This window comes from Rhizorhabdus antheiae (genome assembly GCF_049889055.1).
Classification (GTDB): Bacteria; Pseudomonadota; Alphaproteobacteria; order Sphingomonadales; family Sphingomonadaceae; genus Rhizorhabdus.
This window is the reverse complement of sequence record NZ_JBLTWO010000008.1, coordinates 188,298-209,269: the sequence shown is the minus strand read 5'-3', so window position 1 is coordinate 209,269 and position 20,972 is coordinate 188,298. Positions and strand designations below refer to the sequence as shown.

General features: G+C 65.8%; 22 protein-coding genes. 13 read left to right on the top strand and 9 right to left on the bottom strand.

The window, feature by feature from the left end; genetic code table 11:
• Positions 1-3: 3 nt before the first annotated feature.
• Positions 4-669, top strand: a complete 666-nt coding sequence (gene modB / locus ACNI3R_RS15905) for a molybdate ABC transporter permease subunit (RefSeq protein ID WP_426185079.1) — start codon at positions 4-6, stop codon at positions 667-669.
• Positions 666-1,301 (top strand): ATP-binding cassette domain-containing protein, encoded by a 636-nt coding sequence (locus tag ACNI3R_RS15900; RefSeq protein ID WP_426185077.1) that lies wholly within the window; start codon positions 666-668, stop codon positions 1,299-1,301. Before modB ends, ACNI3R_RS15900 begins: the two co-directional genes overlap by 4 nt.
• On the opposite strand, the gene ACNI3R_RS15895 is transcribed toward ACNI3R_RS15900, so the two are convergent.
• Complete coding sequence (locus ACNI3R_RS15895; protein WP_426185075.1) at positions 1,302-1,985, bottom strand: GntR family transcriptional regulator; 684 nt, start codon at positions 1,983-1,985, stop codon at positions 1,302-1,304.
• A gap of 103 nt (positions 1,986-2,088) precedes the next feature.
• Here ACNI3R_RS15895 and ACNI3R_RS15890 point away from each other — a divergent pair, with 103 nt between their 5' ends.
• The 4 genes from ACNI3R_RS15890 (at position 2,089) to ACNI3R_RS15875 (ending at position 6,211) form a co-directional block, all read left to right on the top strand.
• The gene (locus tag ACNI3R_RS15890) at positions 2,089-3,687 is read left to right on the top strand and encodes an FAD-binding oxidoreductase (protein ID WP_426185073.1); all 1,599 of its coding nucleotides are present in this window, start codon (positions 2,089-2,091) and stop codon (positions 3,685-3,687) included.
• 10 nt (positions 3,688-3,697) lie between these two features.
• Positions 3,698-4,501 (top strand): alpha/beta fold hydrolase, encoded by an 804-nt coding sequence (locus ACNI3R_RS15885; protein WP_426185071.1) that lies wholly within the window; start codon positions 3,698-3,700, stop codon positions 4,499-4,501.
• Positions 4,502-4,625: 124 nt separating this feature from the next.
• On the top strand, positions 4,626-5,810 hold the full coding sequence (locus tag ACNI3R_RS15880; RefSeq protein ID WP_426185069.1) for a class I SAM-dependent methyltransferase: 1,185 nt from the start codon (positions 4,626-4,628) through the stop codon (positions 5,808-5,810).
• A gap of 32 nt (positions 5,811-5,842) precedes the next feature.
• The gene (locus ACNI3R_RS15875; RefSeq protein WP_426185067.1) at positions 5,843-6,211 is read left to right on the top strand and encodes a hypothetical protein; all 369 of its coding nucleotides are present in this window, start codon (positions 5,843-5,845) and stop codon (positions 6,209-6,211) included.
• Between the two features lie 37 nt (positions 6,212-6,248).
• Here ACNI3R_RS15875 and ACNI3R_RS15870 read toward each other — a convergent pair whose 3' ends face one another.
• From ACNI3R_RS15870 to ACNI3R_RS15860, 3 genes are all read right to left on the bottom strand, one after another.
• A complete protein-coding gene (locus ACNI3R_RS15870) occupies positions 6,249-6,998 on the bottom strand; it encodes an SDR family NAD(P)-dependent oxidoreductase (protein ID WP_426185066.1) in 750 nt (249 codons plus the stop codon).
• Between the two features lie 158 nt (positions 6,999-7,156).
• The gene (locus ACNI3R_RS15865; RefSeq protein WP_426185064.1) at positions 7,157-7,351 is read right to left on the bottom strand and encodes a hypothetical protein; all 195 of its coding nucleotides are present in this window, start codon (positions 7,349-7,351) and stop codon (positions 7,157-7,159) included.
• Positions 7,352-7,685: 334 nt separating this feature from the next.
• Complete coding sequence (locus tag ACNI3R_RS15860) at positions 7,686-9,359, bottom strand: MFS transporter (RefSeq protein ID WP_426185062.1); 1,674 nt, start codon at positions 9,357-9,359, stop codon at positions 7,686-7,688.
• A 156-nt stretch (positions 9,360-9,515) separates the two neighbouring features.
• Between ACNI3R_RS15860 and ACNI3R_RS15855 the strand changes: the two genes are divergently transcribed.
• Together ACNI3R_RS15855 and ACNI3R_RS15850 are read left to right on the top strand one after the other, a co-directional pair.
• A complete protein-coding gene (locus tag ACNI3R_RS15855; RefSeq protein WP_426185060.1) occupies positions 9,516-10,055 on the top strand; it encodes a PilZ domain-containing protein in 540 nt (179 codons plus the stop codon).
• A gap of 109 nt (positions 10,056-10,164) precedes the next feature.
• Complete coding sequence (locus tag ACNI3R_RS15850; RefSeq protein WP_426185058.1) at positions 10,165-10,515, top strand: PilZ domain-containing protein; 351 nt, start codon at positions 10,165-10,167, stop codon at positions 10,513-10,515.
• 7 nt (positions 10,516-10,522) lie between these two features.
• Here ACNI3R_RS15850 and ACNI3R_RS15845 read toward each other — a convergent pair whose 3' ends face one another.
• Genes ACNI3R_RS15845 through ACNI3R_RS15830 form a run of 4 tightly spaced genes read right to left on the bottom strand, consistent with a single transcriptional unit; the run spans position 10,523 to position 14,090 of the window.
• Positions 10,523-11,221, bottom strand: coding sequence for a 2OG-Fe(II) oxygenase (locus tag ACNI3R_RS15845; RefSeq protein WP_426185056.1), 699 nt, complete (start codon positions 11,219-11,221; stop codon positions 10,523-10,525).
• 27 nt (positions 11,222-11,248) lie between these two features.
• The gene (locus tag ACNI3R_RS15840) at positions 11,249-12,667 is read right to left on the bottom strand and encodes an amino acid permease (protein ID WP_426185054.1); all 1,419 of its coding nucleotides are present in this window, start codon (positions 12,665-12,667) and stop codon (positions 11,249-11,251) included.
• Positions 12,664-13,626, bottom strand: coding sequence for a prolyl aminopeptidase (gene pip, locus ACNI3R_RS15835; protein ID WP_426185052.1), 963 nt, complete (start codon positions 13,624-13,626; stop codon positions 12,664-12,666). Before pip ends, ACNI3R_RS15840 begins: the two co-directional genes overlap by 4 nt.
• On the bottom strand, positions 13,623-14,090 hold the full coding sequence (locus ACNI3R_RS15830) for an Lrp/AsnC family transcriptional regulator (protein ID WP_426185050.1): 468 nt from the start codon (positions 14,088-14,090) through the stop codon (positions 13,623-13,625). The genes pip and ACNI3R_RS15830 overlap by 4 nt, the downstream gene beginning before the upstream one ends.
• Before the next feature lie 161 nt (positions 14,091-14,251).
• On the opposite strand from ACNI3R_RS15830, the gene ACNI3R_RS15825 reads away from it, so the two are divergent.
• From ACNI3R_RS15825 to ACNI3R_RS15805, 5 genes are all read left to right on the top strand, one after another.
• Entirely contained in the window at positions 14,252-14,998 is a 747-nt protein-coding gene (locus ACNI3R_RS15825) for a tryptophan 2,3-dioxygenase family protein (protein WP_426185048.1), read from the top strand.
• 87 nt (positions 14,999-15,085) lie between these two features.
• A complete protein-coding gene (locus ACNI3R_RS15820; protein WP_426185046.1) occupies positions 15,086-16,348 on the top strand; it encodes a M24 family metallopeptidase in 1,263 nt (420 codons plus the stop codon).
• A gap of 18 nt (positions 16,349-16,366) precedes the next feature.
• Entirely contained in the window at positions 16,367-17,335 is a 969-nt protein-coding gene (locus ACNI3R_RS15815; RefSeq protein WP_426185044.1) for a DMT family transporter, read from the top strand.
• Positions 17,336-17,402: 67 nt separating this feature from the next.
• Positions 17,403-18,866 carry a CYTH and CHAD domain-containing protein gene (locus ACNI3R_RS15810; protein ID WP_426185042.1) on the top strand — a complete coding sequence of 488 codons (1,464 nt, stop codon included), beginning with the start codon at positions 17,403-17,405 and terminating at the stop codon, positions 18,864-18,866.
• Positions 18,867-18,925: 59 nt separating this feature from the next.
• Positions 18,926-20,521, top strand: a complete 1,596-nt coding sequence (locus ACNI3R_RS15805) for an NAD(P)/FAD-dependent oxidoreductase (RefSeq protein ID WP_426185040.1) — start codon at positions 18,926-18,928, stop codon at positions 20,519-20,521.
• Here ACNI3R_RS15805 and ACNI3R_RS15800 read toward each other — a convergent pair.
• Positions 20,446-20,823, bottom strand: a complete 378-nt coding sequence (locus ACNI3R_RS15800; protein ID WP_426185137.1) for an NAD-binding protein — start codon at positions 20,821-20,823, stop codon at positions 20,446-20,448. The two genes, ACNI3R_RS15805 and ACNI3R_RS15800, sit on opposite strands and share 76 nt — an antisense overlap.
• Between the last annotated feature and the right edge of the window lie 149 nt (positions 20,824-20,972).

Genomic DNA, 20,972 nt, shown 5'->3' with positions numbered 1-20,972 from the left:
TCGATGACGCTTGTCCTGCTGACGACCCTCGAACTGGCGCTCGTCACCACCCTCTGGCTGCTGCTTCTGGCCACCCCGCTCGCCTGGTGGCTCGCCCGCTCGCGCCATTGGGCGAAGGAGATTGTCGGCGCCGTCACCGCCCTGCCGCTGGTCCTCCCGCCCACGGTGATCGGCTTCTACCTGCTGATCGCGCTCGGTCCGGACAGTCCGCTGATGGCATTACTCCAGCCTTTCGGGGTCAGGACGCTCGCCTTCACCTTCACCGGCCTCGTCATCGGCTCGATCTTCTATTCGCTCCCCTTCGCCGTGCAGCCGCTCCGCACCGCCTTCGAGGCGATCGGCGACCGGCCACTGGAACTGGCCGCCACCATGGGCGCCGGTCGCTGGGACCGCTTCATCCATGTCGCGCTCCCGCTCGCCCGGCGCGGCTTCCTGTCGGCTTCGATCCTCGTCTTTGCCCATACGATCGGTGAGTTCGGCGTCGTCCTCATGATCGGCGGCAACATACCGGGCCGCACCGAAGTGCTCTCGACCCGCATCTTCCAGCTCGTCGAAAGCCTGCAATTCGGCGAAGCGCACCGCATTGCCGTCTGGCTGGTCGCCTTCTCCTTCGCCGCTCTTCTGGCCCTGCTGCTGGTCGACCGGCGGATCGGAACGCCCCGGCCATGACCATCGCGATCCGATTGCAGGGACGGCGCGGCCCGCGCTTCCTGCTCGATGTCGATATCGACATCCCCTCGACCGGCGTCACCGCGCTGCTCGGTCGCTCGGGCTCGGGCAAGACCAGTCTGCTGCGCGCGCTGGCGGGCCTCGATTGCCATGCCGGCGCCATAAGCTTCGGGTCGGACATCTGGCAGGACGAACAGCTCTTCGTGCGCACCGAGCGGCGCCGCATCGGCTATGTCGTCCAGGGCGAAGGCCTGCTCCCCCATCTCTCGGTTCGCCGCAATCTCGATTTTGCCGAACGCCGCGCGCTGGCGGGGCCGTTCGACCGTGACGAGATCATCGCCCGGACCGGCATCGCCCCTCTGCTCGACGCGATGCCGCGCGACCTGTCCGGGGGCGAAATGCAGCGCGCCTCGATCGCACGGGCGCTGCTCGGCCAGCCCCGCCTGTTGCTGATGGACGAGCCTCTGTCCGCGCTCGATGCTTCCGCGCGCGCGGCGATGGTCGACTGGCTCGGCGACCTCCTCCCCCAGCTTGCCCTGCCGGTCATCTATGTCACCCATGACGAGGCCGAAGCCGGGCGGCTGGCTTCTACGACCCTCGTCCTGCACGATGGGCGATTGATCGGCGGCTGATCAGGCCTCGTCGGTGGCCAGCGCCTCGCGCATGTTGCGGAGCACCCAGCGGATGTGGCTGGAGAAGGTGACGACCGCCGAATGGGCGTCGCCCGTCAGGATCGTCTCGTGGATCAGCCGGTAGTTGATCAGATACTGGTCCCAATGATCGCCCGGCGCGAGTTCGGACAACAGCGTCGTGAAGAAGCGCATATAGGGCCGGCTGTAGAAGAACTCGACATAGCGGTTCCCCGACAGCCGGTTGAGCTCGATATGATAGCGGTAGAGCGAATCGACGAAGTCGCGCGCGCTGCGGCGCACCGCATTGTCCTCGATCGGTTGGAACGCCGCGATCACCGCATCGCGTATCTCCGGGTCGCCCACCTTGCCGGCGGTCAGACGCACGCCCAGCACACATAGGGCCTCGGTAAACTCCAGGAAGTCGATCCGGTCCTTGACCGACAGGCGCCGGATTCGCGCGCCCCGGTTGGCGATCAGTTCGACCACCCCCTCGCCCGCCAGCATATGCAGCGCCTCGCGAACGGGCGCCCGGCTCACATTATATTCCTCCGCCAGATCCGCTGCGATCAGGCGCTGACCCGGCGCATAGCGTCCGGCCATCACGCCATCGACAATCGAATCAACCACATGGGAGACGAGGGACGCGCCGTTTTCCTCGTCGCGGTCGGATGCTTTGCTGGCCATGCGCTGCCCTTATCCCAACACCTTCATCGCGCCAAGCATGACCGCTTGTTTGATCCTCTATTTTTGCATACACTTTTGTCGACTCATCGGAGAGGGTGTTGGGATGGACGACGTCGCGGAACGGATCGATCGCACGAATGCGCAGCTGCTGGACGCACTCCGGCAATTGCTCGGCCCTGACGACCTGCTGGTCGGCGACGCCGACCGTCGCTTTTTCTCGACCGATCTCAGCTGGCGGCCGGGCGAGACAGCGATGTGCGTGGTTCGTCCCCGCTCGCTCGAACAGCTGTCCGCCTGCGTGGCCCGCGCGGCCGAGGCCGGCTGCGCCATCGTCCCGCGCGGCGGCGGCATGTCCTATACCGGGGGCTATGTCCCCGCGCGCGATCGTTCGATCCTCGTCGACATGCGCGGCATGGACGAGATCGTCGAGATCAACGCCGACGACATGTACGTCCTCGTCCAGGCTGGCTGCACCTGGAAGAAGCTCCACGAGGCTCTGTCGCCGCTCGGTCTCAGCACACCTTATTGGGGGCCGCTATCGGGTGCCTATGCCACGGTCGGCGGGGCGCTTTCGCAAAACAGCCTGTTCCATGGCTCGGGTGTCGGCGGGACTGCGGCCGAGAGCGTGCTCGGCCTCAAGGTCGTGCTCGCCGACGGCTCGGTGGTCACGACGGGTTCCTGGGCGCACCGCCATTCCAACCCCTTCTGGCGCCATTTCGGCCCGGACATCACCGGCATCTTCACCGCCGACAATGGCGCCATGGGGGTCAAGGCAGTCGCCGCGCTGCGGCTCGTCCCCGCCCCGCGCCATACCGGCTTTCTGTCCTACCGCTTCGGCACGCTGGACGCGATGCTGTCGGCCCAGGTCCGCATCGCCCGGCTCGGCATCGCGTCGGAATGCTATGGCTTCGATCCCTATTATAATGCGGGCTTCGAGAAGCAGGGCATAACCTTCGAGGAAGGCCTGTCGCTCGTCGGCAAGATCGCGCGCAAGGGCGGGATCAGGGGATTGAAGCAGGCCGCGCGCGTCGCGCTCGGGGGCAAGCGCATCCTGCGCGACGTACCCTACTCGCTCCACATGACGCTCGACGGACTTACCGAGGGCGTCGCCGCCGAACATACCGATCTGGCCGCCGAGATCTGCGCCGAGGAAGGCGGGACGGAGATGACCAACGCCATCCCCACCGTATTCCGCAACGCCCCCTTCGGCGGCGTCCGCACCATATTGCTCGGGTCGGAAGGCGAGATCTGGATCCCGGTCCACGGCTATTTCCCGCTGTCCCGCGCAGTCGATGCGGCGCGCGCCACCGAGGTCTTCCTCGCCGAGCGCGCCCCGCTGATGGAGCATTGGGGCATCAAGACCAGCTATCTGACCTGCTTTTCCGGCCCGGAATTCGTCATCGAGCCGAGCTTCTACTGGCATGACGAACTCGGCCCCTTCCGCCTTTCGCTGATCGAGCCCGAATTCGCCGACAAGTGGAAGGACATCCCGCCGAACGAAGCGCGCCGCGCCGTGGCTCTGCAACTGCGCGACGAACTGCGCGACCTGTTCGATCGGCTGGGCGGCCTGCACCTGCAGATCGCCAAATATTACCCCTATGAGCCGATGATGGAGGACCCCGGCCTCGCCCGGCTCGCCGGCCGGATCAAGGCCGCGATCGACCCCGACAATCTCATGAACCCCGGCTGCCTGGGCCTGTGAGGGGAACGCCATGACCGACATCATCCGCAAAGCCTATGTCGACTGCTCCGCCGGGCAGATCCACCTCTCGCATGTCGACGGCGCGGGCACACCGGCCGTGTTTCTCCACCAGACCGCCAGCTCGGGCAAGATGTGGCACAAGGTCATGCGCACGCTCGCCGGTTCGCGCGCGCTTTACGCCCTCGACACGCCGGGCTTCGGCGGCTCCTTCGATCTGCCGCAGGACGCCTCGCCCGCTATCGGCGACTATGCCCGCTGGTTCCTGGAGACGCTCGACGCGCTGCGCATCGACAGCCTCCACCTTGCCGGCCACCACACCGGCGCCTGTATCGCGGTCGAACTCGCCAGCCTCGCGCCCGACCGCATCGCCAGCATCAGCCTGATCGGTCCCGTGCCGTTGACCGCCGAGGAGCGCGTCGAATTCTCCCACCATTTCGGAACGCCCTTCAAGCCCGTCGTCAGCGGCGCCTATCTGCTCGACAACTGGGAATATCTGCGCAATCTCGGCGCGCATGCCGATCCGCTGCTGATCCACCGCGAAATGGCCGACCAGTTGCGCGCCTGGTGGGGCCGGGTCCAGTCCTACCGGGCCGTGTGGGACTATGACTTCACCGCGGCTTATGTTGCTTTGTCCTGCCCGGTCATGATCGGCGCCGCACCGACCGACGTGCTCGCCGCCTATCTGGACCGGGCGATCTCGCTCCGTCCCGATGCGCGGGTCATGGCGCTTGAGGGCGCCAATTTCGAACCCGACCTCGACACCGACAACGTCGCGCGGGAGTTGCGCAGCTTCTTCTCGGCCTGCGAGCCGTGACAAACTTCTGCCAATCTCAGCCTGAGCTTGACCATCTCGCGGAAATGCCATGTATTTTGCATGCAAAATCGGGGAGAGCGAGTCGCCCTTTTCTCACCATGTCACCCCCTGCGGAGGCCCTGCCATGACCGAAGACATCGACCTGAAGACGCAGTACCCCCATGCGATGCTGCCCGAAACGAGCGCCGACGAGTTCGCGCGCCAGGAGTTCGTGAAAAGCCTCAAATTTCATCTCGCGAGTCAGGTGTCGCCCGGCAACAAGGACGCTTTCGAGGCCCGCGCCAAGCCGCGCTTCGAGCGCTCCGCCAAACGCCCGCCCGAGACGATCCACGATGTCCGCAAGGCCATGGCGGAAGAGCCCTTCTTCAATTTCTGGAGCGCCCTTCAGCGCAACAGCCAGGAAATGATGTGGAAGTCGGTCCAGCTTTCGGTCGAGCGGCAGTTGCCCGACCTTATCGACGCCACCAGGGCCGACCTTCCCGAAACCGGTGGCACGCTGCGCCTTGATCCCGATCTGGAAACCCCGCGCTATCACAAGGCGGTCGACATCCACTGCATGCCCGGCGGCTATCATTCGGAATTCACCACCGACGATGTCGCCAATGGCGCGACCTACGACCGGGCGGTGTACATCTACGCCATGGGGCGCATGGGACCGTTCAATTCGGACATCGGCGACACCACCATCGCCTGGATCAAGGCCAACCATCCCGATTTTCGCCCACGCCGCATCCTCGACATGGGCTGCTCGGTCGGTCACTCGACCCTGCCCTATTGCGATGCCTTTCCCGAGGCGGAGGTTTACGGCATCGACGTCGGTGCGCCGATGCTCCGCTATGCCCATGCCCGCGCCCGCGCGCTCGGCAAGGCGGTCCACTTCAGCCAGCAGAATGCCGAGGCGACCGATTTCCCCGACGGCCATTTCGACCTGATCGTCAGCCACATCCTCGTCCACGAGACCAGCCATGTCGCGATCCGGCGGATCATGCGCGAGGCCAATCGACTGCTCGCGCCGGGCGGGCTCGTCGTCCATGCGGAAACCCCGCCCTATCGCGATCTCCCGCTCTACGACGCCTTCATGCTCGACTGGGATACGCGCAACAACAACGAGCCCTATTGGGGCGCCAGCCACGAGTTGAAGGCTGCCGAGGTCGCCGCCGAAACCGGCTTCGATCCGGCGCTCGCCTTCGAAGCCTATCAGCCGAGCGCCTTCGAGGCGGAGGAAGCCCGTCGCACGCGCGTTTTCCAGGGTGGCGATTTTGGCGGTGGCGGGGCCTGGTGGGTCTGGGGCGTGCAGAAGGCCGCCTGATCCTCCTCCTCCCAGCGTACACGGAGCATAAGATGACCGACACCACCATCGAACTGCGGAAAAAGGCCAAGGGCGAGCGGCCGCAATATTTCCAGGATCCGGCGATCGATAAGGTCCTCGCCATCACCATGGCGCTCGCCGGAGAGGTCGCGGTTCTGCACGACCAGCTCGATACGATGCAGCGGCTCATGGAAAAAGGCGGCACGGTGACGCGCGCCGACGTCGCCTCCTACATTCCCGATCTGGAGGTGCGCGAGGAACGTGATGCCTGGCGGCAGACCTTCCTCGCCAATGTCCTGCGGATTGTCCACCAGGAGCGCGAGGAACTTGCGCTCGAGGCAGGCAAGCTGGCCGAAAGCTATGAAGCGGCGGTCGAGCTGGTAACGTCCGAAGCCGCCTGACCTTCGGGACGGGGTGGCTACAGCCACCCCGCATCCCTCATGCCATGAACACGCCGCCATTGACGTGGATGTTCTGGCCGTTGACGAAGCTGGCCGCATCGCTCGCCAGGAACAGCGCCACGCTCGCGACCTCCTCGGCTGTCCCCATGCGCTTCGCCAGCGTTCCCTTGACCAGTTCGGCCAGTTGCTCCTCGCTATAGCCTCCGCGCGGCTGGGCCGTGTCGATCACGCCCGGCGAGATGCAGTTGACCCGCACCTTATGATCGGCCAGCTCCATCGCCAGGGTCCGCGTCAGCGCGATGATCCCGCCCTTCGAGCTCGTATAGGCCGAAGAATTGGGCCAGCCCTGCGCAGCCAGCGAGGCCATGTTGACGATCGAGCCCGGACGCTTCGCTTCGATCATGTAGCGGGCGAAGGCCTGGGCCATGAAACAGCTGGCCTTGAGATTGGTGTCGAGGGTCCGGTCCCAGAGGTCGGACGACATGTCGAGCAACGACGCGCGCGGGTAGATGCCGGCATTGTTGACCAGATGGTCCAGCCGCCCCAGCCCCTCGACCGCAGCGGCGACCATCGCACCATGGCTGGAACTGTCGGCTACGTCCCCCTGGATCAGCACTGCCTTCCGTCCGGCCGATCGCACAGCGGCGGCGACCTCTTCGGCTGCATCGAGGTCATCGAAATAGTTGATCGCCACATCCGTCCCAGCTTCAGCAAAGGCTATGGCCACTGCCCGTCCGATGCCCTGCTGGGCACCCGTTACCAGAACCGCCTGACCCTCTATCTTCATGCGATGCTCCCTCGTGAATGCGGGAGAGGCTAAGAGATGGCGCTTACTCTGTACACGGAAAATCGTAACCTGCTTGGAAATAGGCGCTCCAAGCAACCACTTCGTGCTATTTTGGATACCATTTTACAGATTGAGCTTGAATGCCCATGGCCGCCCCATCATGCGCGGCGTTCGTCACCCTGCCACTGCGCCGTTCGCCGCCTGGCTTCCAGTTCGGCCAGCATCGCTTCGCGCTCGAGGCTTGAGGCGACCTGCTGCAGATGCTGCCGCTCGCCCTCGGTGAAGGCATTATTCGCCAGGGTGCGGGCCTTTTCCGCTTCGCGGCGGAGCTGATGGACATTGCTGTGGGGCACTTTGGAATCTCTGCTACCCGTTACCGAAAACGCCCTGATGTCCGATGCTTACACTAGGCAATCTGAATGGCATGTGACTAAAGTCGTGAGTTTACCTTTGTTTACCGCCGTCGCCCGTCAATGCTGTTATTGCGATCGTCGAAGGACCTCCAACGGTTCCAGGGCGATGATCGAAATAAACGACTCAAAACTGACGCACTATGCGCAGCGCATCGAGCGCGCTCGTCTTGCCGCTGAGCAAGCACAGAGCGAGACCGCGCGACAACTCCATATGAAGATATTGGAGATGTACGAACGCGAGGCTGCCCTTTTGCGCTCGAAAAGCTGACCGGCCTCAACCGGCCGGATCGTTCATCCGCGCATCCATGGTGACGGGATCATGGCGCCGGGCATGCGGAAGCGAGCCCGTCTGACGTTCGATCATCCGATGCACCCTTATCGGTACGCCCTCCTGCTGCAACCCGCCCAGCACCGCGCTGTTCTCGGCATCGGCCTGGGTACGCCGCTGATTGTGGCGGACATAATCGTACCAGGTCGCGACATGGTAGCGCTCGACCCACAGCTGCGGTTCGTTGAGGTCGCGTAGCAGGGACCAGCCCCGCGCACCGTCACGCCGCCTGATCCGCCGCCTTTCGGTCATCGCCGCAAGGAACGGCGCGATATCGCTGTCGGCGATGCGATATTCGATCGTCACCACGACCGGCCCGCTGCGCGGCTCGATCGGCAGCGCGACCTCGGGCTCGCTCCACTGGCTCAGCGGGTCGAGATTGACATTCTCTACCTGCGGCAGGGGCGACAGGACACCGAAGAGCAGCACGATCCCCTGTCCCGCTGCGGCGACCAGCAGGCTGATGGCGACGCCATGCTGCTCCGCGAGCATCCCTAGCAGCCATGCCCCGACCGCCATGCCCCCGAACGCCATCATCTGATAGACCGACAGCGCCCGTGCCACGACCCAGCGCGGCGAGGCGAGCTGGACCGAGATATTGAAGGTGGAGAGCGCCAGAACCCAGCTCGCCCCGCTGAGCATCAGCGCCGCGAAGGTCAGCGGCAGAAGCCCGCTCACCGCCGTGATGGCGGTCCCGACGGCGAGCCCCACCGAAGCGATTCTCGCAATGCTCTCGGTCGAGGCATGGCTGCGCAGATAGCCCGATCCCAGCCCGCCGAAGACCGCTCCGACGCCGAAGGCGCCGAGCAGCGATCCGAAGATCAACGCGCCGCCCTGGACGAGATCGCGGGCGATCAGAGGCATCAGCGCCGAGACTGCGTTGGCCGACAATCCGAACAATGTGGCGCGCATCACCACGACACGCAGGTTCGGCGACATGGCGACGTAGCGAAGCCCTGCCCCCATCGCCACCCACAGGCCTTCCGGCGGCAACACCCGCTCTGCCACCGGACGCCGCCAGCGCAGCAGGACGACGATCAGGCCCAGATAGGACAGGGCATTGATCAGGAAGGTTGCAGCCGCGCCGGCCGCCGCGACGATCGCTCCGCCCAGCGCCGGCCCGGCCGTGCGCGCCAGGTTGAAGGCCGTCGAATTGAGGGCAACCGCCTTGGGGAGCAGCGGCCGGGGAACGATGTCGCCGACGGTCGCCTGCCAGGCGGGTCCGGCCATCGCCGTCCCGCACCCGATCAGGAAGGTGAAAGCCAGCAGCAGCCAGGGATCGAGCCAGCCTTGCCAGGCGAAGACCGCGAGCAGCGCCGACAACACCAGCATCGCTGCTTGGGCCACGAGCATGACTTTGCGCCGGTCGAGATTGTCCGCGACCGCGCCCGCCAGCAGCGAGAGCAGCATGAAGGGCAGCACCGTCGATGTCTGCACCAGCGCGATCATCTTCGCCGATCCCGACAAAGAGGTCATCATCCACGCCGCCCCGACCGACTGGATCAACCCCCCGAAGTTCGATGCCATGGAGGAGATCCAGATCGCCCGGAAGATCGGTATCCGCAGCGGCGAGGAGGCGGGCGATGGCGTCTCGACGTCGGCGGGGGGAGCGGGACTCATGGACATAGCCATGCCGCAGCGGGGCCGCACTGCCAATAGCCCGCCCAGTCTCCCGACTAGGGGAAAACCCCGGCTCGGCGGAAAACCGTGCCTGAACTAGTGTTGCGCTGCGGCATCGGGGGCTGGTGCGCAGGCGTTATCGACTCAGGGAGCCCTATGAACCGCTTCGAATCCTATCCGGCCGAACGACGTCAGAAGCGCCGCATCGCCATCCAGCAGCAAGCACGGATACGCATGACCCTCGACGGTGCTTCGGCCGACGGGGACAGCATAGAGGGGGTAACCCTCACCGACATATCCCAGGAAGGCCTGATGGCCTCGAACGCCGGAGACCTTGTTCCCGGCGCGCAGATCATTCTGGAAGTGCCGCTGGTAGGATGGCGTGAGGCCGAGGTCATGTGGATCGCTGACAACCGGGCCGGATGCCGTTTCACGAGCCCGCTCAGCATCGAGGAATTGGGCATGGCGGCCGCCAGCAGCCACCGGCTGGCCGCCGAATGCCCCGCTCTGGTCTCGGCCATCGCCGACATTCTTCACGCCGAAGACCCGGCGCCGACCTTTGCCGAACGGCACGAATCATCGGATGGGCTCGCCCTGTCCGAGGAAACCGTTGCCGGACGAAGAACGCGGTGGATGCTGGTGTCCGGACTGCTGATCGTGGCCCTGATCGGCCTCACGCTGCTGGCGATAGGTTGAAAAAGCGTTAGCGCGGCGTTCACCAGATACACTAACGCCCTGCTACCGGCAGACCGCTACGCCCTTACATGCCGCCATCGCTCCCGGCGGCGCGTAAGGAATGCGTACCATGTCTCTAGCCACCGCTCTGGGGTTTCGAGGACGGCCCGATGCGCGACAGGATGCGCGCACCAGAGTCTATCTGAAGGCAACCCTGCTGGCCAATGGCCGGCCGATGCCGATCCACATCCTCGACCTGTCGCGCAAGGGTGCGCTGGTTCACGCCGACGATCCGCCCGATCCCGGTGAGATCGTCTGGGTCGTCTGCAAGGGCAACGAGTTGCTCGGTCGCACCGCCTGGGTGAAGGGCAGCCGCTTCGGTCTTGCGTTCGACTCCGGGATCCCCTCGGCGCGCCTCGACATATTGCTGACCGAAGGCCGCCGCGCCCTCGCATCGGCTGAGCCGATGGGGTTTCGCTGATCGCGCCTCAGGCGGCGTCGTGGAATATGATGCCCAGGCAGTAGCGCGTGCCGCTTCCGATCGTGGACACGCCGTGCCGCATGACCGCGCCATAGTGGCCCCGCATCCCGGCAACAGGGCGGCGCGATACGGCGAAGACGACCGCGTCGCCCTGCTTCAGCTCGACCACATCGACACGCGACTGCATGCGGGGCCGCTGCTCGGTCAGAACGAACTGCCCCCCGGTAAAGTCCTCGCCAGGCCGCGACAGCAGGATCGCCACCTGCAACGGAAAGATCTCCGCGCCATAGATGTCCTGGTGCAGCCGGTTATAATCCCCGGCCTGGTAGCGCAGCAGCAGCGGGGTCGGCCGCATCTGGCCGAGCCTATGGCATTGCGCCAGATAGTCGCTGTGATCGTCGGGGGAGCAAGGCCGCCTTTCTATCTCCGCCCAGCGATTGGCAATGGGCAGCAGCTGACGATAGAGCGCCGACCGCAACTCGGCGACGACCGCCGGCAGCGGATAGCCGAAATATCTATATGCCCCCTGGCCGAAGCCGTGCCGCTGCATGACAACCGTGGACCGGAAGAGGTCCGGTTCTTCATATCCTGCCGCCAGCGCTTCGCAACACGCAGCGTCCAGTAATCCGGGCAGCCTGGCCCACCCGCGATCGTCGAGCGCCCTACAGTGCGCCTGCCAGTCCTGACCGTTGTTCACCTTGTCCATGCGGCCATGGCTGGCAGACCGACCTTGTCAGGCGCTTCCTGCTTCTTGCTCGCTTTGCCCCAGCACGCTGTGGCGGCGGGCATAGCCGACATAGATCAGCACCCCGATCGCATTCCATACGAGGCACCACAGCAAGGTCTGCAGCGGCAGGCTGATGAACAGATAAAGGCAGCCGAGCACCGCACCCAGCCCGATCAGTTGGCCGGCAGGCGTCCGGAATGGGCGCTTCAGGTCCGGGCGGCGGCGGCGCAGCACGATCAGGCAGGCGCCGACCGCCATGAAGGCGATCAGCGTCCCCGCATTGGCCAGCGCTGCAATCTCGCCGATCGGCAGCAATCCGGCCAGGATAGCGACCAGGATCGCCGTCGCCGTCGTGATCCGGGCCGGTGTTCCCCGGCGCGATATCTTCGCCAGCGACGTCGGCAGGAAGCCGTCGCGTGCCATCGCCAGGAAGATCCGACTCTGCCCATAGAGGAATGCGAGCAGGACGGTCGGCAGCGCAATCACCGCTGCGGTCGCAACGATCTTGGCAACGCCCGGACGGCCGAGTTCGCGCAGGATCAGGGCCAGCGGCTCGGGGCTGTCGGCAAAACCCTTGAACGGAATCGCGCCGATGGCAGCGGCGGCCACCAGCACATAGATCAGCGTGCAGATCAGCATCGACCCGACGATGCCGATGGCAAGGTCGCGCTCGGGGCGCTTGGTTTCCTCGGCCGCCGTCGAAATCGCATCGAAGCCGTAAAAGGCGAAGAAGATGATCGCGGCGGCGGCCATGACGCCGCGCTGGATGCCGTCGGGCCCCGGCGAAGCGCCGAAGCCGTAAGGCATGAAGGGGCTTAGATTGGCGGCATCGAACTGGGGCAGCGCGACCGCCACGAACAGCGAAAGCGTCGCGATCTTCACGGCCACCAGGATCGTGTTGATCCGCGCGCTCTCATGCGTGCCGAGCAGCAGCAGCCCGGTGACGACCGCGATGATGAAGATCGCCGGCAGATTGATGATCCCGCCCATCTCCGGCCCCTGCGTCAATGCCATCGGGAAGCCCAGCCCGCCGAGCAGCGGAGACGCATAGCCCGACCAGCCGACCGCCACGGTCGACACGACCAGCGAATATTCGAGGATCAGGCTCCACCCGACCACCCAGGCGAATATCTCGCCCAGAGCCGAATAGCTGTAGCTATAGGCGCTGCCCGACGCGGGAAGCATCGCCGCCAGCTCGGCATAGGCCAGAGCAGCGCAGGCACACACCGCGCCCGCTATGCCGAAGGACAGCAGCACCGATGGCCCGGCGCGATCCGCGCCGACGCCGATCAGCGTCAGGATGCCCGTACCGACGATCGCCCCCACGCCCAGCGCGACGAGATGCGGCCAGGACAAGGACGGCGGCAGGCGATCCGCCCGCTGTATTTCCCCGCCGATCGGCTTGCGCCGCATGAAACCGCTCATTCCCTCTCCTTGTTCGCAAAGCAATCGGTCGCCCGGATCAGCTTGTCCAATATGCCCGGCTCCGAATAAGCGTGCCCCGCCCCCTCGACCAGGTGGAACTCCGCATCGGTCCAGATCTTGTGCAACGCCCAGGCGTAGCGCGCAGGACAGGGCATGTCATAGCGGCCATGGACGATCAGGCCAGGAATGCCGCGCAGCCGGCTCGCGTCGCGCAGCAACTGCCCCGGCTCCAGCCAGCAATCATTATGGAAATAGTGATTTTCGATCCGCGCAAAGGCGATCGCGAAATGATCGTCGCCATGCTGCGCGTCGAGCGCCGGGCTGGGCAACAGGGTGATGGTCTGTCCCTCCCACAGGCTCCACGCCCGCGCCGCCCGCAACTGCTCGACGGGATCGACGCCCGTCAGCCGGCGATTATAGGCCGCGATCAGGTCGCCGCGTTCCTGCTCCGGGATCGGCGCGAGGAAGCCCTCCCATTTGTCGGGGAACATCTGCGACACGCCGAACTGATAATACCAGCGTATCTCCTCGGGCGTTGCGGTGTAGATCCCTCGCAGGATCAGCTCGCTGACCCGCTTGGGGAATTTCTGGGCATAAGCGAGCCCGAGGGTCGAACCCCAGCTGCCACCGAACACCATCCACTGTTCGACGCCAACCAAAGCTCGCAAGAGCTCGATGTCGGCGACCAGGTGCCAGGTCGTGTTGGCATCCAGGCTTGCATGCGGCGTGGACCGGCCGCACCCGCGCTGGTCGAACAGCAGCAGATCGTAGCGCGCGGGATCGAACAGCCGCCGATGATCGGGCGAGCACCCGCCGCCGGGGCCGCCGTGCAGAAACACCGCCGGCTTCCCGCCCGGCGTACCGACCCGCTCATAATAGACCTGATGCCCGTCGCCGACGTCGAGATGGCCGCTCGCATAGGGCTCGATCGATGGATAGAGGCCGCGCAATTCGCTCATTTCTTCCTCGCCGCATTGGCCGCCAGCGAACCGGCTGCCTTGATCTCGCGCATTGCGATGGTGGTAGTGAACCGCTCGACCCCCGGAAGCCGCCACAGTTCGGCCCGCAGGAACTCGTCGAGGTCGGTCATGTCGCGGGCAAGGATGTGCGCCAGATAGTCGGTGTCGCCGACCGTAGCATGGCAGGACAGGATCATCGGGTGCGCCTGCACCGCTTTCTCGAACTCGGCATGTTTGTCGAAGCGCACGCTGATCCGCACGAAAGCCGCCGTTCCCAGGCCCAGCGCATCAGCGTCGAGCGCCGCATGATAGCCGCGGATCGCGCCCGCCTGCTCCAGCGCCTGGACGCGCTTCCAGCACGGCGTCTTCGATAGGCCCACCATCTCGCCGAGACTGGCGAAGGACAGGCGGGCATCGCCTTCAAGCGCGGCCAGCAGCCGGTGATCGACCTGATCCAGTGCCACTATTCCTCCCCCGAATCATGAGCAGCTTAGGACGATAGGCAGCCGAATGGCGCGATGGAAGGGCCATTGTTCTCCAGCTTCGCCATAAGCGGAGGATTATGCGGACAATGTCCCCTCTCTCTGCTGCTACACTGCGGCACCGGCGCAGGAGGGACGACGCGATGGATCGTGAGAAATATTACGGGCTCATGCAGGCGCCCGAGGCTCTGGATTATGAGCTCTATCTGAAGACCGGTTCGCTGCTTGCCTGTCAGAAGCCGTTCGACGAGTTGTGCAACCGCGACGAGCTTCAGTTCCAGGTCGTCCACCAGGTCGAAGAGCTGTGGATGAAGCTCATGGCTTATACGCTGCTCGACGTGGACGACTATCTCAAGGCAGGCGAGACGCACCGCGTCGTCACGCTGCTCGGCCGTTGCCACCGGATCATGCGGATGATGACCGACCAGCTCGATCTGCTCGAGACCATGTCGCCCAAGGAATATCAGGAAATCCGTCTGCAGCTCGGCAATGGCAGCGGTCAGGAATCCCCCGGCTTCCGCATTCTGCTCAAGATGGTGCCCGAGCTGTGGCGCAGCTTCGAGCAGCGCTATCTCATCGCCGAGGGCCGCACGGTCCGCTCGATCTATGACGAGGATTATCGCCACGACGCGGCCTATGCGGTGGCGGAGGCGCTGATCGAGTTCGACGAGCTGTTCGGCAAATTTCGCTGGCACCATCTTTTCCTGATCCACCGCTCGATCGGCATGGGCGCGGCGTCGCTCAAGGGCCGCTCGGTCGACCTCTTGCAAGCCGGCGCAAAGCACCGCTTCTTTCCCGAACTGTGGGACGTGCGCGTCGCCATGACCGACGACTGGGGCGGTCAATATGGCCGCGTCCGGGACAGCATAGGTCACAGCGAAGCCCCCTGACGCCGCGCCTGCGCTGACCTTCTCGCTCACCCCCTCGCCTTGCGCGCCCCGGCTCGCTATCACCGCTGTGTTTTCAAGGGGGTAAGCATGCAGCTGCGCGCCAATCGTCGGCAATTCCTGCTCGGGTCCGGGCTCCTCGGCCTGTCTGCGCTGGCGGCCCTTCCCGCCTGGGCGAAAGACGTTGCGCAGGGCCTGACGCCGATGACCGCCAATGCCCGGCCGATCCAGCCGGAGGAGCATCGCGCCCGCCTCGCCCAGGCACAGCGTCTGATGCAGGCGCAGGGCATCGGCGCCATCCTCGTCGAGGCGGGCTCGTCCCTGCTCTACTTCACCGGGATCGACTGGTGGCGGAGCGAAAGGCTGACCGCTGCGGTGATTCCGGTAGAAGGCGATATCCTCGTCGTCACGCCGGCTTTCGAGGAGCCATCGATCCGCGAAAGCCTGGTCGTGCCCGCCGACGTGCGCGTGTGGCAGGAAGATGAAAGCCCGAGCGCCCTCATCGCCGGTTTCCTGCGCGAGCGGAAGCTCGACAAGGCGACCATCGGCGTCGAGGAGACGGTGCGCTTCTTCGCGGTCAACGGCCTGCGGCAGGCAGCGCCCGACGCGCAGATCGTCTCCGCCAACCCGGTCGTGCGCGGCTGTCGCATGATCAAGTCGCCGGCCGAGCTCGCTTTGATGCAGCTGGCCGCCGACGTGCAGGTCGCCGCCTATCGTCACATCGCGCCCCGGATCGAGCGCGGCATGAGCCAGCAGGATCTGCGCGCCATGCTGCTCGCGACAGTACGCGCGCTCGGCGCGACCGCCGACGAGGGTCTGGTGCTGATCGGCGAGTCCAGCGCCTATCCCCACGGATCGGCCACGCCGCGCCGCGTCGCCGAGGGTGAGGTCATCCTGTTCGACGCCGGGCTCAGCATCCACGGCTATCAGGCCGACATTTCGCGGACGATGGTCTTCGGTCGCCCCGCCGATAAGCGGCAGCGCCTGCTGTTCGATCAGGTGCGGAGTGGCCAGGAGATCGCGATGCAGGCCGCGCGGGTCGGTGCACCGGCCGGATCGGTCGACGATGCCGTGCGCCGCCATTATGAAAGCCTCGGCTACGGCCCCGGCTACAAGCTGCCGGGCACCTCGCACCGCACCGGCCATGGCATCGGCATGGACGTGCATGAGCCGGTCAATCTCGTCCATGGCGAGACGACGGCGCTGGCGCCTGGCATGTGCTTCTCGAACGAACCCGGCATCTACATACCCGGCGCGTTCGGCGTCCGCATCGAGGATTGCTTCTACATGACGGTGGACGGCCCCCGCTGGTTCTCGAAGCCGCCCGCGTCGATCGACCAGCCCTTTGCCTGATCCCGACAGGCACAGGCGTTGATCTCCGGCTCCACCTTGGCGGGCACGCTCTATGGCGTGGCGGCGGGCGCCCTGTGGGGCCTCGTCTTCGTCGCGCCGGAGATCTGCGGCGACTTCGGTCCCTTCCACCAGTCGGTCGCGCGTTACCTGTTCTACGGAGCGATCGCCGTGCTGCTGATCGCGCCGCGCTGGAAACGACTGCGCCCGCATCTGGGTCGCCGCGAATGGATCGGCCTGCTGTGGCTCTCGCTCGCCGGGAACATCGTCTATTATATGCTCCTCGCCACGGCGGTGCGAACAGCCGGGATCGCGCTGACCTCGCTGGTCGTCGGCTTTCTGCCGGTGACGATCACCATCGTCGGCAGCCGTGACAAGGGTGCGGTCCCGCTGACCCGCCTCGCGCCCTCGCTACTGCTTTGCGTGGCCGGGGCCGCCTGTATCGGGTGGGAAGCCATGCTGCCCGCCGGCGACACAAACGGCGCCATCCGCTGGCTGGGACTGCTCGCCGCGATCGGCGCGCTGCTCTCATGGACCTGCTTCGCGGTCGGCAATGCCCGCTGGCTGAGCCGGCTGGAGCATATCACCGAGCATGACTGGTCGCTGCTGACCGGCGTCGCTACCGGCGGGATCGCGTTGCTCGCCGCGCCGCTGCTGCCGCTGCTCGAGAACACGTCGCACAGCGCCGACGCCTGGGCACGCCTCGCGCTCGTCTCCGCCGCTATAGCTCTCTTCGCCTCGGTCATCGGCAATGCACTGTGGAACCGGATGAGTCGGCTTCTGCCCCTTACCCTGGTGGGCCAGATGATCCTGTTCGAAACGCTGTTCGCGATCTTCTATGCCTGTCTGTGGGAAAGCCGACTGCCCACCTTCCCAGAAGCCGCCGCTTTCGTTCTGCTGGTCCTTGGCGTTGTCGCCTGTCTCGCCGCCCATCGCCCGAGGAACCCCAGCGAGGTCGACCCGCTCGAAACGACACACCCGCCCCTTTGATCTGTCGCAATGCGATGACAAGTAACGCCGCGACTGGTAGCTTCGGGCGTCACAAAGAGAAGAGCGCATGATCGAGGTGGAACTGAAACTCGAATGCGATCCTTCCGACCTTGGACTATTGGCTGAGGATGGCTCGATCGTGAGCGCGGACGGATGGACCGGCCGACAGCTGCGCGCGACCTATTTCGACACTGTCGAACGCCGCCTGGCCGGGGAAGGCTTCGTGCTGCGCATCCGCTCGGAGGACGGTCGCCTCGTCCAGACCGTCAAAGCAGCCTCGGGTCCGTCCACCGGCCTGTTCGCGCGCGGCGAATGGGAAAAGCCGCTCAGCGAGGAACGGCTCTCGCTGACCGAAGATGCCGGCCCGCTCGTCAGTCTGTTCAGTTCCGACGTGCTCGATCGCATCGGCCCGCTGTTCACGACCGACGTCACGCGCCAGATCGCCCGATGCGCTGTCGATGGCACGCAGATCGAGATCGCAGCCGACCACGGCACTGTCCTGTCGGGGGAGCGGCGGCTTCCGCTCTGCGAGATCGAACTGGAACTGGTCGAGGGCGAACCCTCCGCCCTGTTCACACTGGCCCGCAGGATCGCCGAACGCTGCAGCATTCGTCTCGGCGTGGAATCGAAATCGGATCGCGGCTTCCGGCTGATCGACCATAAGCTTGATGGCGCCATTCGTGCGGAGCCCATCCGGCTGTCGCGCGACATGGCCCCGAACGACGGCTTCGCGACGATCGCCGTGTCCTGCCTGCGCCTCTATCGGCTCAACGAGAGCCGCTTCCTCGCGCAGGGTGCGGCCGACCATGTCCACCAGGCGCGCATTGCGCTGCGTCGCCTGCGTAGCGCCTTCTGGCTCTTCTCGCCGCTGCTGCGCGACGATGCGACCGGCGCGCAACTGGCGGAGGACCTGCGCTGGCTCACGGCGCAATGGAGCGATCTGCGCCAGATCGACGTGCTGCTGCCCCGGCTCGACGAAGCCGATCGCATAAGGCTGACGGCACTACGGACAGAGAGCGCGGCAAGCCTCCGAACCGTTCTCGACGACAGCCGCGCGCGCCTGCTGCCCCTGCGGCTGGTCGAATGGCTGACCATCGGCGACTGGCGCTCCGATGCGGCCGGCTCCACAGCCGAAGCGATCGCCCTTTTCGCCGCCGAACGTCTCGACAAGCTGCGGCGGCGGATCAAACGCCGCAGCAAGGGCCTCGCCCGACTCGCCCCCGAGGACCTCCACCAGCTGCGCAAGGATGGCAAGAAGCTGCGCTATGCGAGCGAGTTCTTCGTCGCGCTCTATCCGGGACGCAAGGCTCGTACCCGAATGGAAGACATGCTCGCCGCGCTGGAGGACATCCAGGATCTGCTCGGCGCGTTGAACGACGAAAGCGACGCGCAGGAGCTTGCCGAGCGCTGGGACATCGCCTGGACTGGCGTCGTCAGGAGCCCGGACTGGCGCCGCAAGAAGCTGTCCAGGGCGCGCAAGGCGATCGCCCGCCTGCTCGACACGAAGCGCTTCTGGCGCGCCGCCGACTGACCAGGCCCGTTCCCCCCTCCGCCGTTGCCGCCGCCTTCCGGGCCGCGTAAAGGCGCTCCATGCTCCGCATTTCCGAAATCAAGCTGCCGCTCGACCATCCGGCCGAGGCTCTTCCCGCCGCGATCCTCCAGCGGCTCGGCATCGCGCCCGACGAACTGCTCGGCTGGACCCTCGCCCGCCGCGCCAATGACGCGCGCCGCAAGTCGGCCATCCAGATGGTCTATTCGGTCGACGTGACACTGGCCGACGAAGCGGCGGTCCTTGCCCGCTTCGCCGGCGACAACCATGTCCGCCCGACCCCGGACACCGATTATCGCCCCGTCCGCACCGCTCCTGCCGGCGCTCCGCGCCCCGTCGTCATCGGCGCAGGGCCCTGCGGCCTGTTCGCGGGGCTGATTCTCGCCCAGATGGGTTATCGCCCGATCATCCTGGAGCGCGGCAAGATCGTCCGCGAGCGGACCAAGGACACCTGGGGCCTGTGGCGTCGCAGCGTGTTGACCCCGGAATCGAACGTCCAGTTCGGCGAAGGCGGCGCCGGCACCTTCTCAGACGGCAAGCTCTACAGCCAGATCAAGGACCCGCGTCATCTGGGCCGCAAGGTCCTCGCCGAGTTCGTCAAGGCCGGCGCCCCCGAGGAAATCCTGACCGAAGCGCATCCCCATATCGGCACTTTCCGACTCGTCTCGATGGTCGAGAATATGCGCGCGACCATCGAGGATCTCGGCGGCGAATATCGCTTCGGCGAACGCGTCGTCGACTTCGAGATCGCTGACGGCCGGTTGCGCGGCCTGCACCTCGATGGCGGCGAGTATATCGAGACGCGACATGTCGTGCTCGCCGTCGGGCACAGCTCGCGCGACACCTTCCAGGCGCTCTACGATCGTGGCGTTTTTGTCGAAGCCAAACCCTTCTCGATCGGCGTCCGCATCGAACATCCGCAAAGCTGGATCGATCGCGCGCGCTTCGGTACCTGCGCCGGCCACCCCGATCTCGGCGCCGCAGCTTATGCGCTGTCGCACCACTGTGCGAACGGCCGGACCGTCTACAGCTTCTGCATGTGCCCAGGCGGCCGCGTGGTCGCCGCGACGTCGGAGGTAGGGCGCGTCGTGACCAACGGCATGAGCCAATATTCGCGCAAGGAGTTCAACGCCAATTCGGGCCTCGTCGTCGGCATCTCGCCCGAGCGCGACTATCCGGGCCACCCGCTCGCCGGTATCGCGCTGCAGCGCCGGCTCGAGGAAATGGCCTTCGTCGCCGGCGGCTCCAACTATGATGCGCCCGGCCAGAAGGTCGGCGACCTTCTGGCGCAGCGCCCGTCGACCGAGTTCGGCGAGGTTATCCCATCCTATAAGCCGGGCGTGAAACTGACCGACCTGTCCGCCTGTTTGCCCGACTTCGTGATCGAGGCCTTCCGCGAGGCGCTGCCCGTCTTCGGCAAGCAGATCGCCCGCTACGATCACCCGGACGCGATCATGACCGGCGTCGAGACGCGCACCTCCAGCCCGATCCGGATCACGCGCGGCAAGGACTTCCAGAGCCTCAACGTCGCCGGCCTCTTCCCGGCGGGCGAAGGTGCAGGCTATGCAGGCGGGATCCTGTCTGCCGCCGTGGACGGCATCAAGGTCGCCGAAGCAGTGGCGCTCTCCATCGCCTGACGGGATGCGTCATCGCTGGGCCAGGCGCGGAACGACCTCCACGATCTGGTCGCCATCGCGCAACGGGCGGCTCTCCGGCTCCCAGAATCCAGAAGCGCGCTCACTGCGATAGATGCGCAGGCCCCGGCCTGCCGGGCGAGCGCCTTATTGTCCTCGGACCGGATGGCGACGCTGATAGGGACGTCCGGCGCCAGGCCGCGCGCGGTCAACACGATCAGGATCGAGATATCGTCGCGCCCGGCCGACACGATGATCGATCGCGCCCGCTGAACATGCACCGCCTCCAGCGTCGCATTGCGCATTGCATCCCCGTCCAGCACGTTGACGCCTTCGGCTTCGGCGGCGCGAGGCAAAGGCGCTGGGCGTTCCATCCTGTGCGATGGAGCGACCAGGGGGCTGGCGCGCCTCTCGATTGACTCTATGAATGCCAGCAAAGACATAGCGAAGGGAC

Coding starts and splice junctions, on each gene's coding strand:
- modB (WP_426185079.1), top strand. CDS start 4: ATGACGCTTGTCCTGCTGACGACCCTCGAACTGGCGCTCGTCACCACC.
- ACNI3R_RS15900 (WP_426185077.1), top strand. CDS start 666: ATGACCATCGCGATCCGATTGCAGGGACGGCGCGGCCCGCGCTTCCTG.
- ACNI3R_RS15895 (WP_426185075.1), bottom strand. CDS start 1,985: ATGGCCAGCAAAGCATCCGACCGCGACGAGGAAAACGGCGCGTCCCTC.
- ACNI3R_RS15890 (WP_426185073.1), top strand. CDS start 2,089: ATGGACGACGTCGCGGAACGGATCGATCGCACGAATGCGCAGCTGCTG.
- ACNI3R_RS15885 (WP_426185071.1), top strand. CDS start 3,698: ATGACCGACATCATCCGCAAAGCCTATGTCGACTGCTCCGCCGGGCAG.
- ACNI3R_RS15880 (WP_426185069.1), top strand. CDS start 4,626: ATGACCGAAGACATCGACCTGAAGACGCAGTACCCCCATGCGATGCTG.
- ACNI3R_RS15875 (WP_426185067.1), top strand. CDS start 5,843: ATGACCGACACCACCATCGAACTGCGGAAAAAGGCCAAGGGCGAGCGG.
- ACNI3R_RS15870 (WP_426185066.1), bottom strand. CDS start 6,998: ATGAAGATAGAGGGTCAGGCGGTTCTGGTAACGGGTGCCCAGCAGGGC.
- ACNI3R_RS15860 (WP_426185062.1), bottom strand. CDS start 9,359: ATGAGTCCCGCTCCCCCCGCCGACGTCGAGACGCCATCGCCCGCCTCC.
- ACNI3R_RS15855 (WP_426185060.1), top strand. CDS start 9,516: ATGAACCGCTTCGAATCCTATCCGGCCGAACGACGTCAGAAGCGCCGC.
- ACNI3R_RS15850 (WP_426185058.1), top strand. CDS start 10,165: ATGTCTCTAGCCACCGCTCTGGGGTTTCGAGGACGGCCCGATGCGCGA.
- ACNI3R_RS15845 (WP_426185056.1), bottom strand. CDS start 11,221: ATGGACAAGGTGAACAACGGTCAGGACTGGCAGGCGCACTGTAGGGCG.
- ACNI3R_RS15840 (WP_426185054.1), bottom strand. CDS start 12,667: ATGAGCGGTTTCATGCGGCGCAAGCCGATCGGCGGGGAAATACAGCGG.
- pip (WP_426185052.1), bottom strand. CDS start 13,626: ATGAGCGAATTGCGCGGCCTCTATCCATCGATCGAGCCCTATGCGAGC.
- ACNI3R_RS15825 (WP_426185048.1), top strand. CDS start 14,252: ATGGATCGTGAGAAATATTACGGGCTCATGCAGGCGCCCGAGGCTCTG.
- ACNI3R_RS15820 (WP_426185046.1), top strand. CDS start 15,086: ATGCAGCTGCGCGCCAATCGTCGGCAATTCCTGCTCGGGTCCGGGCTC.
- ACNI3R_RS15810 (WP_426185042.1), top strand. CDS start 17,403: ATGATCGAGGTGGAACTGAAACTCGAATGCGATCCTTCCGACCTTGGA.
- ACNI3R_RS15805 (WP_426185040.1), top strand. CDS start 18,926: ATGCTCCGCATTTCCGAAATCAAGCTGCCGCTCGACCATCCGGCCGAG.
- ACNI3R_RS15800 (WP_426185137.1), bottom strand. CDS start 20,823: ATGCGCAATGCGACGCTGGAGGCGGTGCATGTTCAGCGGGCGCGATCG.